This is a genomic window from Pseudonocardia sp. MH-G8 (genome assembly GCF_002262885.1).
In the GTDB taxonomy this organism is placed as follows: domain Bacteria; phylum Actinomycetota; class Actinomycetes; order Mycobacteriales; family Pseudonocardiaceae; genus Pseudonocardia.
Map to the genome: position 1 here is coordinate 108,473 of NZ_NKYF01000013.1, position 13,068 is coordinate 121,540.

Genomic DNA, 13,068 nt, shown 5'->3' on the forward strand with positions numbered 1-13,068 from the left:
GCTCGTGACTCAGCCCACTGTGAAGACCGTCCACGCCGGCGGCTACACCACCGCCTATCTGGAGGCGGGCGACCCCGCGGCGACCACCGTCGTCCTCGTGCACGATGGCGCCTACGGCACCACCGCCCAGCTGTGCTGGGGTCCGCTCGTCGAACGGCTCGCACCCGAGTTCCACGTGCTCGCGCCGGATCTGCTCGGCTGGGGAGGCACCGACAAGGTCGTCTTCCTCGACCGCTCGCCCTACGCCTTCCGGGTGCCGCACGTCGCCGCGTTCTGCGAGGAGCTCGGCGTGGACTCGGCCGCGTTCGTCGGGGCCTCGTTCGGCGGGTCGTTGCTGCTGCGCGCCCTCGCCGACCCCGGTTCCCCGTGGCCCGTGACGCGCGCAGTGAGCGTGTCCGGCACCGGCGGGCCGTTCCGGCTGCCGGAGGGCACCGCCGCGTTGGGCGCGTACGAGCCGAGCATCGAAGGCGCCCGCACCCTGACCGGGCTGCTCGTCGCCGACCTCGAGGGCCTCGACGAGCACATCGAGCAGCGCTACCGCAACAGCCTGGTGGCCGGGCACTTCGAGGCGATGCAGGCGCCCGGGCTGAAGAACCCGGCGACCACGCGCACCCCGCCGCCCGACCCGTTCCTCGACCAGCTCGCCACCGTCGAGACGCCGCTGCTGCTCGTGGAGGGGCGGCGCGACCAACTGCTGGAGACGGGCTGGTCGAAGGAGCTGGCGGGCCGAGCCCTCGCAGCCACCGCCGTGGAGACCGACTACGCGCACGAGCCCAACATCGACGCCCCTGACGCGCTCGCCGACCTGATCCTGCCGTTCCTGCGGGGGGAGTGAGACCGATGCCTGCACCCGAGACCGTGGCCACCGACCGCACTGGTTCTCCCGACAACGTCCCGGCGTTCCTCGCGGCGCTCGCCCAGCTCGACGACGACGCCCTGCGCGGGGCCGTCGAGGACGCCGAGATTCCGGCCCTGCTGGCCGCGCTGGCCCACCTGACGGGTGACATGTCGCTCGTCGCCGAGGACCTGCGTGCGCCGATGCACTCCCTGCAGGCGCAGGTGGCCCCGCAGGGCGGGATGTCGCCCGAGGCGCTCACCGCGGCCCGCGCGGCGGCCGTCGACGCCCTGCGCCGGGTGCGCGACGGAGCGCTGCGCGTCGACACGGCGAGTGCACCGGAGCGGATGGCGGCACTGATGCGGTTCCTCACCGGGAACGCGGGCGACGAATACCTCCCGCTGCTGGAGCACGAGCTGGGGCTGACCCGCGACGTCGGCGCGCCCGGATGGACGCTCGACGAGGTGGCTCCCGGCCGGGAGTTCTCGGTGGTGGTGATCGGCGCGGGCATGTCGGGGCTCGTCGCGGCGCACCGGCTCGAGCAGGCGGGCGTGCCGTTCACGGTGTTGGAGAAGAACGACGACGTCGGCGGCACCTGGCTGGAGAACGACTACCCGGGCTGCCGTCTCGACACGAACAACTTCGCCTACAGCTACTCGTTCGCGCAGAAGCCGGACTGGCCCTACCAGTTCTCCGCGCAGGCCGACATCCGCAGCTACTTCTCCGACGTCGCGACCCGGGCGGGCCTGCGCCGGCACATCCGCTTCGGCACCACCGTGCTGGCACTGGCCTACGACGAGGACGCGGCGGTCTGGCGCGTGCGGATCCGCGGGGCCGACAGTGCGGAGGAGACGCTCGTCGCGAACGCGGTGGTGAGCGCGGTCGGGCAGCTGAACCAGCCGAACTACCCCGACATCCCGGGCCGCGACCGCTTCGAGGGGCTCGCGATGCACTCGGCGCGCTGGGTGCCCGGCACCGATCTCACCGGCCTACGCGTCGGTGTGGTCGGCACCGGGGCGAGCGCTTACCAGATCGTGCCCTCGATCGCCGACGAGGTCGGCGAGCTGCGCGTCTTCCAGCGCAACGCGCCCTGGATGCTGCCGACGCCCGGCTACCACCGGGCGATCCCGTCCGGGCTCTCCTGGCTGTTCCAGCACGTGCCCGGCTACCACCAGTGGTTCCGCTTCTGGCAGTTCTGGGTGGCCGCCGAGGGCAGGCTGCACCTCGTCGGCGTCGACCCGGAGTGGACGGAGCCGGACTCGGTGTCGGCGCCGAACGCGATGCTGCGCCGCCAGCTCCTCGCGCACCTGGCAACGCAGTACCCCGACCGGCCCGACCTGCTCGAGAAGGTCACGCCGACCTACGTCGCCGGCGCCAAGCGCATGCTGCGCGACAACGGGGTGTGGGCCGCCGCCCTGCACCAGCCGCACGTGCACCTCGTCACCGACGGGATCTCCGAGATCACGCCCAAGGGCGTGCGGACGGTCGACGGCGTCGAGCACGAGCTCGACGTCATCGTCTACGCCACCGGGTTCCTGGCCTCGGAGTTCCTCTCCCCGATGACCGTCACCGGGCGCGGTGGCGTGGACCTGCACGCGCAGTGGGACGGCGACGCTCGCGCCTACCTCGGGATCACCGTGCCGGAGTTCCCCAACCTGTTCAGCCTCTACGGCCCGAACACCAACCTCGTGGTCACCGGCAGCATCATCTACATGGCCGAGTGCGCCATCGAGTACACGATGCAGTGCCTGCGCACGGTGCTCACCGGCGGCCACCGGGCGATCGACACCCGCTCCACGGCCTACGACGCGTTCGCCGAGTCCGTGGACCGGGAGAACCGGTCGAAGGCGTGGGGCGCGTCCGGGGTGAGCAGCTGGTACAAGAACGACCGCGGCCGGGTGACGCAGAACTGGCCGTTCCCGCTGCTCACGTACTGGCAGCTCACGCGCGAGCCGGATCCCGCAGCCGTCGAGCTGCTCTGAGACGCCCCCTCTCCCTTCCCTTGGAGGACCCATGCCGCTGATCAGGATCAGCCACGCCACCACCCAGGACGCCGACCAGAAGCGCGAGGTGATCCGCGCGGTCACCGAGGCCTACGCCGCCAGCACGTCCAGCGACCCGGCGAAGGTCTGGGTGCTGCTCGAGGAGGTGCCCCGGGAGGCGTGGGGCACGGGAGGACAGCCACTCGCGGACCGCGACGCCCGCTCGTGACGCCGCCTCCGGTCGCCGTCCTCACCGGCGCGGGCGGTGGTCTCGGGGCGGCGGTCGCCACCGCGCTCGCCGCGGCCGGCTCGCCGGTCGCCTGCGCCGACCTGGACGCCGGGGCGGCCCAGCGCACGGCCGAGGCGGTGATCGCGGCCGGCGGCGCGGCCACGGCCCACGCCGTCGACGTCACCGACCCGACGGCCGTGTCCGGATGGCACGAGGCGGTGCGGTCGGCCCTCGGCCCGGCGGGCATCGTCGTCAACGCCGCCGGCGCCATGGACCGCGGGGGCCCCTCCGAACTCGACCACGCCGGGTTCATGCGCGTCGTCGACGTCAACCTCGGCGGCACCTACGCCGTCATCCGGGAGTTCCTGCCCGACCTGGCCGACGCCGGACGCGGCCGGATCGTCAACATCGCGTCCATCGCCGGGCTCGTCGGCTACCCCTTCCCGAGCTACACCGCGAGCAAGAGCGGCGTCGTCGGCCTCACCCGCTCGCTGCTCATCGACCTGTGGGGTACCGGCATCACGATCAACGCCGTCTGCCCCGGCGCCATGGACACCGCCATGTTCAACGCCGCCCGCATCCCGGACATGGTCCGCCGGACCCCGCTCGGGCGGATCGTGACCGTCGACGAGGTCGCGGCAACGGTGGCTTTCCTCTGCAGCGACGCTGCCGCCGGCATCAACGGCGCCAGCATCCCCGTCGACGGCGGGGCCACGACGGCCTTCCGGTACGCCGAGGGCTGACGCAGAGAGCGCTGCCTCCTCGGTCCGGCGGAGGTGCGCCTAGACTCCCCCCGACGGGGTGTGGCGCAGCTTGGTAGCGCACTCGCTTTGGGAGCGAGGGGCCGTGGGTTCAAATCCCGCCACCCCGACCAGGACGGGCGTTTGCCCTGGTCAACGCCTTTTCGGCATGGACAGCAGCAGGCATTCGCCCGCCACAGGGCGAGATGCCCCCTCGCTCGTCGCGCGTGCCACTACCTGGCGCTCCGGTTGCGAGGTCTTCCCGCTGCACTCCGGAGACTCCTCCATCAGTGGGACACCGGGTTGCAGTCGTTGCCGAGTCGGGCCAGCGGATGCCAGGTGGTGATCGCTGCGAGAAGCACATGACGTCGCCGCGACAGCACCCACGCATCGCTCGGACGGATCACCCGGCCCTGATCACGCCGACAAGTACACCAGCGTCGTCGCACCCGCACCCACGTACTGATCAGATCGATCACCGCCGGCCGGGGCCCCTACCCGCAGCTCGCGGTGCGGGCCTGACCGGTTCGGCGACCAGCCTCCGTCACGGCCTCCCATGCTTCCGGCCGGGTGTCTGCCCACCCGCTCTCATCGCCCACGCACCAATGCCATCGGTCACCATGCCTGACCACCTCGCCGCGCTCGTGCACTTCGATCATTTCGCGTGCCTGGGCCTCCGTCTCGGTCTCGCCGAACGCGACCCCGCCACCTGGGAGGTTCACCACTCACAACGCCGTCACCGACCGAGACTATCGAACATCACGTCTGTTCATAACCGTTTCCGTCCGTTCTCGGCTTGTCTCAGCCGTTCGCGGTCGACGTGGTCGGGTAACCGATCGAACATGTCGAACGTGTCCGTGCTGATCACGACCGCCGAGCTCGCGGCGGAGCTACGGGTCAGCGTCAAGACGGTCCGGGAGTGGGCACGGTCCGGGCGCGTCACGCCTGCGGCGGTGACGCCAGGCGGCCAGTACCGCTTCCGGCTGGACGACGTCCTCAAGCAGCTCGAGGTCCGTAGGGCCTCGCAGGGAGATCACCCGCGACCACGCGACGAGGACTAGCAGCGCCCGCCTGGCCACGCTCATGGCTACGAGCCCGAGCCGGCGCGCCGCTTCCCCGGCCGCGCAGTGCGGAAGGGGATGTCGCGTCCCCGCCTCCTGAAACGCTGAACGCGCGCTCCGACGACGACCGCTGGTTCAGGTGTCGACCCGGTTCGGAACGCGGGAACCACCTGCGGACACTGACCGCACACCGATCAGGTTTCCGCGCCGCCCCCGTCTGTACGTGTGAGATTTACCCACGGGAGGCTGCACGATGCGGAAACTGATCTTCGGCATGAACGTGACCCTGGACGGCTACATCGCCGCGACCGGCGACGACATCGGCTGGAGCGCCGGCGACGCCGGCGCGCACGCCGGGCCGAGCGACGAGCTGTTCCAGTGGTGGCTCGACCAGGAGCAGGCGCACGAGATGTCGCTGTACGGACGCAAGCTGTGGGAGACGATGAGCTCCTACTGGCCGACCGGCGACCAGCAGCCCGACGTCACCCCGGCGGAGATCGAGTTCGCGCGGAACTGGCGGGACACGCCGAAGGTGGCGTTCTCCTCGACGATCGACGAGGTCGACTGGAACACCCGTCTGGTCACCGGCGACGCGGTCGCCGAGATCACCCGGCTCAAGGCCGGGGACGGTGGCCCGATGGGCATCGGCGGCGCCACGCTCGCCGGCGCGGCCATGCGGGCCGGGCTGATCGACGAGTACGCGGTGGTCACCCACCCGGTCCTGGTGGGCGGCGGCACGCCGTTCTTCACGGCGCTGGACAGCTGGGTGAACTTGAACCTCGTGGAGACGCGAACGTTTCCCGACGGCGTGGTGCTGGCCCGATACCGGACGAGGCGATGAGCACGGGCCAGCTGTTCGGCTCGTGAGGCTGGGTCGCGAGCTCACCGTGACCCACGGCCATGAGGGCGTGAAGATGCCCCGCCGGCAATGCCGGCGGGGCGGTGGCGTTCAGCTGATCACGGTGTCGGGGGCAGGCCCAGCCATGGCTTTTCAGTGGCGTCGAAGCCTGTGAGCTCGGCGATCTTCCCGTCGACGACGTGCAGGACCGCGACGGCGAACAACCGGTGCTCCGGGGCGTCGGGGGTGCGGAGGTACAGCACGGCGGCAGGCATGCGGTTGACCGTCGTGGTGAGACCGCGCCAATCATCGTGGCCGCGCTGGAAGAGCCCACCGGAGACCCAGCCGTCCACCGCCTCCTCGGCCGTCATGAGCACGGTGCCCATGCCGGGCAGCATCGCGAAGCGCAGCTCGTCGCGCAGCAGGGACATCAGCCCGTCGAGGTCGTTGCGCTCATGGGCGTCGATGTAGGACTGCACCACGCCGCGCTCGTCGTCCGACAGCTCGTGGGTGGCGGGGCTCCGCCAGTCGAGGCGGCGGTCGGGCAGCTGCTCGCGCATCGTCGCACGGGCCCGCTGCAGGGCGCTGGTCACCGACGCGACGGTCAGCTCGAGGGCGTCGGCGGTCGTCGACGCCGGCCAGCCGAGGACGTCGCGCAGGATGAGCACCGCCCGCTGCCGCGGCGGCAGGTGCTGGACGGCGACGATGAACGCCAGCTCGATCGTCTCCCGCGCCACCGCCGATTCCTGCGGGTCCTCGGGGAGCATCCGGTCGGGGTAGGGCTGCAGGTACAGCACCTCGGAGCCGGGGTCCGGCAGCTCGGACGGCACGGGTGTGCGGCCGGCCCGCTTCTCCAGGAGGTCGAGGCAGGCGTTCGTCGCGATCCGGTAGAGCCAGGTCCGCAGCGCGGCGTGGCCCTTGAACGACTCCCGCTTGTTCCATGCTCGCAGGAACGTCTCCTGCGTCATGTCCTGGGCGTCCTCGTAGTTCGCGAGCATCCGGTAGCAGTGCACCTGCAGCTCACGCCGGTGGCGCTCCGTGAGGAGTGCGAACCCCGCCGTGTCGTCAGCGCGGGCCGCCGCGAGGAACGCGGCCTCGTCGGCGCCCAGCGGTCGGGCCTCGGTCATGGTCATCGATCCTTCCAGCGGTGCGAGGGGGCTACCAGAACTGACGACGTGGCCCAGGATTTCTGATCGGTGATGCCGCTCCGGTCCCCGTGGACGTGGTCGTGCACTGAGATGGGGCTCGGCGTCGATGTCTAGGTTGGGCACCGGCGGCCCCGGGCACACCGCGAAGGAGCTGACGTGAAGTACCTGATGCTGATCTACGGCAACGAGCAGATCTGGAACAGCCTGCCCGCCGGCGAGCTGGAGGCGCTGATCGCCGAGGTCGACGGGTTCAACGAGAGCCTGCGCGCCACCGGTGAGCTCGTGGACTGCCAGGGCCTGGAGACGCGGTCGCGGGCGATCCGCGCCTCCAAGGACGGGCCGCTCGTCACCGACGGGCCGTACCTGGAGGCGAAGGAGCACGTCGGCTCCTACTCCGTGTTGGACGTCGACAGCGAGGAGCGGGCGCTGGAGATCGCGCGGTCGTACCCGGCGCTCGGGTTCGGCGGGACCGATCGCGGAGGGCTGGAGATGTGGCCGCTGATGGGCCGCTGAGCCCCGAGGGCATCGCCGGCCTGCTGCGCGATCTCGCGCCGCAGGTCCTGGGGGCGGTCGTGCGCCGCTACGGCGACTTCGTCCGGGCCGAGGACGCGGTGCAGGAGGCCATGATCACGGCCGTCGAGGCATGGACGGCGGACGGGCCGCCGGAGCACCCGGCGGGCTGGCTGATCACGGTCGCCGCCCGCCGGTACGTCGACCACGTGCGGGCCGACGCGGCCCGGCGCAGGCGGGAGACCGCCACCGTCGAGGCGACCCCGCGGGACGCGCTCGTCGCGCCGTCGCCGGACACGGAGCCTGCCCGCGACGATCTGCTGGAGTTGCTGTTCCTGTGCTGCCACCCGGCGCTGGGACCGTCCGCGCAGGTCGCCCTGACGTTGCGGGCGGTCGGCGGGCTCACCACCGGGGAGATCGCCGCCGCGTTCCTCGTGCCGGAGCCGACGATGGGACAGCGCATCGTGCGGGCGAAGCAGCGGCTGCGCGAGGCGGACGCGCGGTTCGCGATGCCGGCCGGGCCCGAATGGGAACCGCGGATGGCCGCGGTCCTGCACGTGCTCTACCTGATCTTCAACGAGGGTTACAGCGCCAGCAGCGGCCCGGCCCTGCGCCGGGTCGACCTCACCCAGCAGGCGGTGCGCCTGACCCGCCGCCTGCACGAGCAGGCTCCCCGGTCCGGCGAGGTGACGGGGCTGCTCGCGCTGATGCTGCTGACCGAGGCCCGCGGTCCGGCCCGCACCGGGGACGCCGGCGAGCTCGTACCGCTCGAGGAGCAGGACCGCACCCGGTGGGACCGCACCGCGATCGCCGAGGGCACCGCGCTGATCACCCGCAGCCTCGCCGAGGAACCGATCGGGCCCTACCAGGTGCAGGCCGCCATCGCCGCGGTGCACGCGGAGGCGCCGTCGGTCACCGCCACCGACTGGCCGCAGATCCTCGCCCTGTACGACCTGCTGGAACGGCTCGCACCCGGCCCGGTCGTGACGCTCAACCGGGCGGTCGCGCTCGGCGAGGTGCACGGCCCGCAGGCCGGCCTCGACCTGCTGGCCGAACTGGGCTCCGGCCCCCTTGCGGGCAACCACCGGCTGCTCGCCGTGCGGGCGTACCTCCTGCAGCGGACCGGAGACCGTGCCGCTGCTGCCGGGGTGTGGCGGGAGGCCGCACACCTGGCCGGCAGCGGTCCCGAGCAGCGTTTCCTGCGGCAACGCGCCGCCCGGCTGGAGTGACCCAGCTCACGCACGGCGGGTGTCGAAGGCGCACCTGACGGCTCCGATCCCCCCGCGAACGGGCACCGGCCGAGGTGCCCGGCACGAGACGCAGGGGTGATCAGGGATGACGAAGGTGACCGCGCAGATGTCGGTGTCGCTGGACGGGTTCTACGCAGGTCCCGCCCACACCGGTGACGGGAGCTGGATGGAGTCGGCGGAGGCCGCCGGGTTCTTCCGCGTCACCCGCTGGGCGACCGACGCGATGGCCTGGCGCGAGCGGCAGGGCTTCGCAGGCGGGGTGGACGACGCCAACTCCGAGATCATCGCCGAGACGTTCGCCGCGGCGGGCGCGTACGTGATGGGCAGGCGGATGTTCGACGGCGGCGAGGCGCCCTGGGGAGAGGAGCCCCCGTTCCGGGCCCCGGTCTTCGTCGTGACCCACCGCCCCCGCGCAACCCTGCACCGCGACGGCGGGACCAGCTTCACCTTCGTCACCGACGGCATCGCGAGCGCGATCGAGCAGGCCCGCGCCGCAGCGGGCGGCAAGAACGTGGCGGTCGCGGGCGGTGGCACGTTCGTCCGGCAGGTCCTGCGCGCAGGCCTGCTCGACGAGCTGGAGCTCCACATCGTGCCGGTCGTGCTGGGCACCGGCATGCGCCTGCTCGACACCGACCTCGACCTGGAGGAGAAGGAGGGCATCGAACTGGTCCCGTCCCGGGTCGTCCACGCCCCCGACGTCACCCACATCCGCTACGAGGTGACCGGCCGCGCCCCCCTCCTCCTCGACGACCGGGGCAGGGGCGGCGGCCCCACGGCCATTTCTTGATCCTGGCGGACGCGGAGCCGGGCCGTCGGGCGGCGCCGTTCAGGCGAGCGGCCCGTACAGCTCGGTCGGGCTCGCCGTGTCGTCGTCGACCGTGTCGAGGACGTCGAGGAGCTTGCGTTCCTCGTAGCGGAAGTGGGTCTCCATCACGGCCTCGATACCGTCGAGGTGACGCAGCTTCTCCTCCGTGCCCGCCCCGTTCTTCGCGGCGTGCTGGAGCTCGCCGATCAGATGGTTGATCATGCTGTGGTCCTGGCGCAGCCGGCTGATCACGGGGGCGAGGTCGGGGCGCAGCTCCACGAGGCGGGGGAACAAGCCCCCGTCCTCGCTGCGGTGATGGCCATCGAGGGCCGCGCAGAAGCCCCAGCAGTACAGCAGCGGGTCTCCGGCCGACAGGTCCGCCTCGCCCTCGTCCTCCACGGCCTCGCGCGCGAGGGCCAGCGCCGCGCGCAGCTTCCGGTGCACCTCGCGCATCTCCGCGCCCCAGGCGCGTACGCGCTGCACGTTCAACGGACCCCCTCCTCACGACCGCCGGCAGATCGTGGGGAGTCAGGGATGGTGGTGTCACGAGCAGGAGCAGCAGGAATGGCTGCAACCGTCCTTACGACTTCGGCGCCTCCATGCCTGACGCAGCCCGTCACCGGCACGCGACGCTGGCAACGACCCTAACCAACACCGCCCCCGGCCGATACCTCCACCGGAATCGTCGGGGTGCGCTCGTAGCTTCCCGGGCATGACGACGGTGCTACCGGTCCGTGATCCACGTCCGCTCTTCGCCCGCGCGCTGGATCAAGCCGAGCGGCAGGTCGCCGCCGTGTCCCCCGGCGAGCTGAGCTACCGCACCCCCTGCGCCGACTACGACGTCCGCGCGCTGCTCGGGCACGTGGTCGCGGTGCTCCACAAGCTCGCCTGCGTCGGCGCCGGAGCCGACGTGCGCGGGGCACCCGACGTGGTCCACGGCATCGACGACGACGGCTGGGCCGGCGCGGTCGGCCGGGCCCGCGCCGAGGTCGAGCGGGTGTGGGCCGACGACGAGACGCTGGACCGCATGATCACCCTGCCGTGGGCCACGCTGCCCGGCCGGGCCGTCCTCGACGCCTACACGCACGAGTTCACGGTCCATTCCTGGGACCTCGCGCACGCCACCGGCCGGGTCGCCGACCTCGACCCCGACCTCGCCGCTCGGGCGCTCGAGGCGTTCCCGGAGTTCGCGCCGCCGGAGGCGCGCAGCGACGAGGGTGGATTCGGGCCGGTCGTGCCGGCGCCCGTCGACGCCGACGTCTACACCCGGCTGGCCGCCTACCTCGGCCGCAGGCCGTGACGGGCCCCGACGGGTGGCGCGTTCACCTGACGCCCGGCACCCATCACGTCCTGGACGCACTCGAGCGCGACACACGCACACCCGAACCCCGACTCGCGGGGTGGGGGAGGCACCGAACCCCGCGAGTCGGGGTTCGGGTGCGGCCGTGTCGCGGCCGTGTGCGGAAACACCGGGGCCCGGCCGACGAACCGTGAGGGGGGCGGTTCGGCGGCCGGGCCGGCGTCGCAGTGCCCGTTGCCGGAGCTCCGCGCTGAGCACTGGGTAGACAGAACCGGGTCTGTCCCAAACCCGGTTCACCCGGTTGTCGTCGACGAGCCCCGGGCGACGGGTCGATTTTCGTACAAGACGTCCCCCGCACGGACGACGACGCTGGGGCGATGGCCACCGACCCGATCAACCTCACCACCGCTCTCGCCTCGTTCGACGAGGTCTACAGCCCGCGGATCGTGGCGCGGATGAACGACTACGACGTGCGGGTGGCCCACACCCTCGGGGAGCACGTCTGGCACGTCCACGAGGACACCGACGAGTTCTTCCTGGTCCTCGACGGGCGCTTCGACGTCGCGCTCCGCGAGGCCGACGGCACCGAACGCACCGTCGTGTTGCACCGCGGCGACACGTTCGTCGTGCCGAAGGGCACCGAGCACAAGCCGTCCTCTCCCGGCGGTTCGATCCTCATGTTCGAACCGGGCGGCACCTCCACGACCGGCGACCGGCACGAGGGCGAGGTGCCCGGGCACGTCGACAGCACCACCGGGCACGCGCTGACGTAGAGCGGTGATCACCGGTACGGTCGCCGGGCGGGGCTTCCCGGTCGGAGGCGCCCGTTGCACGGTTGCGGGAAACGGAGGCCCATCGATGGAGATCGCCGAGCTGGTCCGGCGCCTGGCGCGGCTGCAGGTGTCGTCGCTGAGCGACGCGGACAAGACGTTGCCGGTCTGCGATCCGGCGATCGGTCCGCTGCTGCCCGACGTCACGCTGGTCGGCACGGCGTTCACGGTGCGCTCCGACGGCGACCTGCTCGGCATGATCGACGCCATCGGGCAGGCCGGGCCCGGCACGGTGCTCGTGGCGGCCACCGACGGCAGCCCGCTCGCGGCGTCCGGGGAGCTGTTCGCCACCGAGGGCCGTCGGCGCGGCCTCGCCGGGATCGCGGTCGACGGCTGGTGCCGGGACCTGCGCGGGCTGCGGCGCGTGGGGCTGCCGGTCTTCGCCCGGGGCACGACACCGGCCGCGGGCCCGGCGGCCGGACCGGCGGTCGTGCAGGTTCCGGTGCGGTTCGGCGGCGTCGAGGTGCAGCCCGGTGACCTCGTCTTCGGCGACGACGACGGGCTGCTCATCGCCCCGCCCGAGCGGGTCGCGGCGGCGCTGGAGCGGGCGGAGGAGATCGAGCGCGTAGAGGCCGAGGTGGCCGCGGCGGTGGGCAGCGGGCGCAGCCTGCACGAGGTCACGAACGCCGCCGAGCACCTGCGCGCGGTGGCCGCGGGCGAGCCGAGCACGTTCCGCTTCCAGCCCTGAGCCCCGCCATGATGGCCGGCACGTTCCCACGCTGAACATCCTCTCGCCGCCGGCGCCCGGGCAGCCGGCCCGCATGATCGCGGGGAAGGGCCGAGCCGCACACCAGCGCGGTTCGTAGCACCACCGCGTACGGGTCGCGGCGATCATCGCCCGGCGTGGGGTCAGGCCCGGCCGGGCACGCGTGTGAGTCCGGGGATCAGCCGCGGAAGAGCCGGTCGAGGTGGTAGTCGACGGTGTCCACGGCCTCCGCCGCGGTGCGACCACCGAGGACGATGGCGGTGGCCTGGGAGTCGATGAGCGCCCAGACGATGGTCGCCTCCTGCCGCGGGTCGACGCCGCTCGGGAGCTCGCCCGCGCTGCGCGCGCGGTCGAGGTGCTCGGCGAAGAACTCGATCAGCTTCGGCCCGCCCCCGGCCACCACCGCGGCCATCCGGGCGTCCGACATGGCGCGGATGAAGAACGCGATGCCGGCCAGCCAGGCCGCGCGGCTCTCCTCGTCGGTGGGCAGGACCTCCATGATCGTCGTACGGAGGATCTCCCGGACGGTCGGCGGGCGGCCCGCCGCGCCCAGCTTCTCGGCGATCCGCTGCCCGTGCCGCTGCGACTGGTACTCGAAGGCGAAGGCGAGCATGTCGTCCTTGCTCCGGAAGTAGTGCTGCACCGCTCCCATGGAGATCCCGGCCTCGGCCGCGACGTGTCGCAGGCTCACCGACTCCAGGCCCTCGGTGGTGGCGAGCCGCAGCAGCGCGTCGGCGATCTCCCGCCGGCGCGCATCATGGTCGACCTTCCTGGGCACGGTCCTCCTTCGCCATGCAGCCCGCCCGTTGCCATGCATCCGCATTGCAACGCCCC

The 13,068-nt window shown here is 72.4% G+C and carries 15 protein-coding genes and 1 tRNA gene; 13 read left to right on the top strand and 3 right to left on the bottom strand.

Annotation, left to right across the window (positions count from 1 at the left end; genetic code table 11):
- Positions 1 to 4 precede the first annotated feature (4 nt).
- The 7 genes from CFP66_RS26390 (at position 5) to CFP66_RS26420 (ending at position 5,688) form a co-directional block, all read left to right on the top strand.
- Positions 5 to 835 carry an alpha/beta fold hydrolase gene (locus CFP66_RS26390; RefSeq protein ID WP_158228223.1) on the top strand — a complete coding sequence of 277 codons (831 nt, stop codon included), beginning with the start codon at positions 5 to 7 and terminating at the stop codon, positions 833 to 835.
- 5 nt (positions 836 to 840) lie between these two features.
- On the top strand, positions 841 to 2,817 hold the full coding sequence (locus CFP66_RS26395; protein ID WP_094927864.1) for an NAD(P)/FAD-dependent oxidoreductase: 1,977 nt from the start codon (positions 841 to 843) through the stop codon (positions 2,815 to 2,817).
- A 31-nt stretch (positions 2,818 to 2,848) separates the two neighbouring features.
- On the top strand, positions 2,849 to 3,046 hold the full coding sequence (locus tag CFP66_RS26400) for a tautomerase family protein (protein ID WP_094927865.1): 198 nt from the start codon (positions 2,849 to 2,851) through the stop codon (positions 3,044 to 3,046).
- Entirely contained in the window at positions 3,043 to 3,789 is a 747-nt protein-coding gene (locus CFP66_RS26405; protein ID WP_158228224.1) for an SDR family NAD(P)-dependent oxidoreductase, read from the top strand. The genes CFP66_RS26400 and CFP66_RS26405 overlap by 4 nt, the downstream gene beginning before the upstream one ends.
- A gap of 54 nt (positions 3,790 to 3,843) precedes the next feature.
- Positions 3,844 to 3,920 (top strand) — tRNA-Pro (locus CFP66_RS26410).
- 708 nt (positions 3,921 to 4,628) lie between these two features.
- Complete coding sequence (locus tag CFP66_RS26415) at positions 4,629 to 4,847, top strand: helix-turn-helix domain-containing protein (RefSeq protein ID WP_094927867.1); 219 nt, start codon at positions 4,629 to 4,631, stop codon at positions 4,845 to 4,847.
- Positions 4,848 to 5,100: 253 nt separating this feature from the next.
- A complete protein-coding gene (locus CFP66_RS26420) occupies positions 5,101 to 5,688 on the top strand; it encodes a dihydrofolate reductase family protein (RefSeq protein ID WP_094927868.1) in 588 nt (195 codons plus the stop codon).
- A 116-nt stretch (positions 5,689 to 5,804) separates the two neighbouring features.
- Here the strand turns inward: CFP66_RS26420 and CFP66_RS26425 are convergent, their stop codons facing one another.
- The gene (locus CFP66_RS26425) at positions 5,805 to 6,812 is read right to left on the bottom strand and encodes an RNA polymerase subunit sigma-70 (protein WP_094927869.1); all 1,008 of its coding nucleotides are present in this window, start codon (positions 6,810 to 6,812) and stop codon (positions 5,805 to 5,807) included.
- Between the two features lie 177 nt (positions 6,813 to 6,989).
- Between CFP66_RS26425 and CFP66_RS26430 the strand changes: the two genes are divergently transcribed.
- The 3 genes from CFP66_RS26430 to CFP66_RS26440 all read left to right on the top strand — a co-directional run bounded on the left by CFP66_RS26430 (position 6,990) and on the right by CFP66_RS26440 (position 9,380).
- The gene (locus CFP66_RS26430) at positions 6,990 to 7,346 is read left to right on the top strand and encodes a YciI family protein (protein ID WP_143517383.1); all 357 of its coding nucleotides are present in this window, start codon (positions 6,990 to 6,992) and stop codon (positions 7,344 to 7,346) included.
- The gene (locus CFP66_RS26435) at positions 7,325 to 8,572 is read left to right on the top strand and encodes an RNA polymerase sigma factor (RefSeq protein WP_233159736.1); all 1,248 of its coding nucleotides are present in this window, start codon (positions 7,325 to 7,327) and stop codon (positions 8,570 to 8,572) included. Before CFP66_RS26430 ends, CFP66_RS26435 begins: the two co-directional genes overlap by 22 nt.
- A gap of 106 nt (positions 8,573 to 8,678) precedes the next feature.
- Positions 8,679 to 9,380 carry a dihydrofolate reductase family protein gene (locus CFP66_RS26440; protein WP_094927870.1) on the top strand — a complete coding sequence of 234 codons (702 nt, stop codon included), beginning with the start codon at positions 8,679 to 8,681 and terminating at the stop codon, positions 9,378 to 9,380.
- A gap of 39 nt (positions 9,381 to 9,419) precedes the next feature.
- On the opposite strand, the gene CFP66_RS26445 is transcribed toward CFP66_RS26440, so the two are convergent.
- Positions 9,420 to 9,881 (bottom strand): hemerythrin domain-containing protein, encoded by a 462-nt coding sequence (locus CFP66_RS26445; protein ID WP_233159745.1) that lies wholly within the window; start codon positions 9,879 to 9,881, stop codon positions 9,420 to 9,422.
- 229 nt (positions 9,882 to 10,110) lie between these two features.
- On the opposite strand from CFP66_RS26445, the gene CFP66_RS26450 reads away from it, so the two are divergent.
- From CFP66_RS26450 to CFP66_RS26460, 3 genes are all read left to right on the top strand, one after another.
- Positions 10,111 to 10,698 carry a TIGR03086 family metal-binding protein gene (locus CFP66_RS26450; protein ID WP_094927871.1) on the top strand — a complete coding sequence of 196 codons (588 nt, stop codon included), beginning with the start codon at positions 10,111 to 10,113 and terminating at the stop codon, positions 10,696 to 10,698.
- 377 nt (positions 10,699 to 11,075) lie between these two features.
- Positions 11,076 to 11,471: a cupin domain-containing protein gene (locus CFP66_RS26455; RefSeq protein ID WP_094927872.1), complete on the top strand. Its 396-nt coding sequence runs from the start codon at positions 11,076 to 11,078 to the stop codon at positions 11,469 to 11,471.
- An 85-nt stretch (positions 11,472 to 11,556) separates the two neighbouring features.
- Positions 11,557 to 12,216, top strand: a complete 660-nt coding sequence (locus tag CFP66_RS26460) for an RraA family protein (RefSeq protein ID WP_094927873.1) — start codon at positions 11,557 to 11,559, stop codon at positions 12,214 to 12,216.
- 196 nt (positions 12,217 to 12,412) lie between these two features.
- On the opposite strand, the gene CFP66_RS26465 is transcribed toward CFP66_RS26460, so the two are convergent.
- The gene (locus CFP66_RS26465; RefSeq protein ID WP_233159737.1) at positions 12,413 to 13,012 is read right to left on the bottom strand and encodes a TetR/AcrR family transcriptional regulator; all 600 of its coding nucleotides are present in this window, start codon (positions 13,010 to 13,012) and stop codon (positions 12,413 to 12,415) included.
- Positions 13,013 to 13,068: the final 56 nt, after the last annotated feature.

Bases quoted from the DNA above. Each gene is read 5' to 3' on its own strand.
- CFP66_RS26395 (WP_094927864.1), top strand. From the start codon at position 841: ATGCCTGCACCCGAGACCGTGGCCACCGACCGCACTGGTTCTCCCGAC.
- CFP66_RS26400 (WP_094927865.1), top strand. From the start codon at position 2,849: ATGCCGCTGATCAGGATCAGCCACGCCACCACCCAGGACGCCGACCAG.
- CFP66_RS26415 (WP_094927867.1), top strand. From the start codon at position 4,629: ATGTCGAACGTGTCCGTGCTGATCACGACCGCCGAGCTCGCGGCGGAG.
- CFP66_RS26420 (WP_094927868.1), top strand. From the start codon at position 5,101: ATGCGGAAACTGATCTTCGGCATGAACGTGACCCTGGACGGCTACATC.
- CFP66_RS26425 (WP_094927869.1), bottom strand. From the start codon at position 6,812: ATGACCGAGGCCCGACCGCTGGGCGCCGACGAGGCCGCGTTCCTCGCG.
- CFP66_RS26440 (WP_094927870.1), top strand. From the start codon at position 8,679: ATGACGAAGGTGACCGCGCAGATGTCGGTGTCGCTGGACGGGTTCTAC.
- CFP66_RS26450 (WP_094927871.1), top strand. From the start codon at position 10,111: ATGACGACGGTGCTACCGGTCCGTGATCCACGTCCGCTCTTCGCCCGC.
- CFP66_RS26455 (WP_094927872.1), top strand. From the start codon at position 11,076: ATGGCCACCGACCCGATCAACCTCACCACCGCTCTCGCCTCGTTCGAC.
- CFP66_RS26460 (WP_094927873.1), top strand. From the start codon at position 11,557: ATGGAGATCGCCGAGCTGGTCCGGCGCCTGGCGCGGCTGCAGGTGTCG.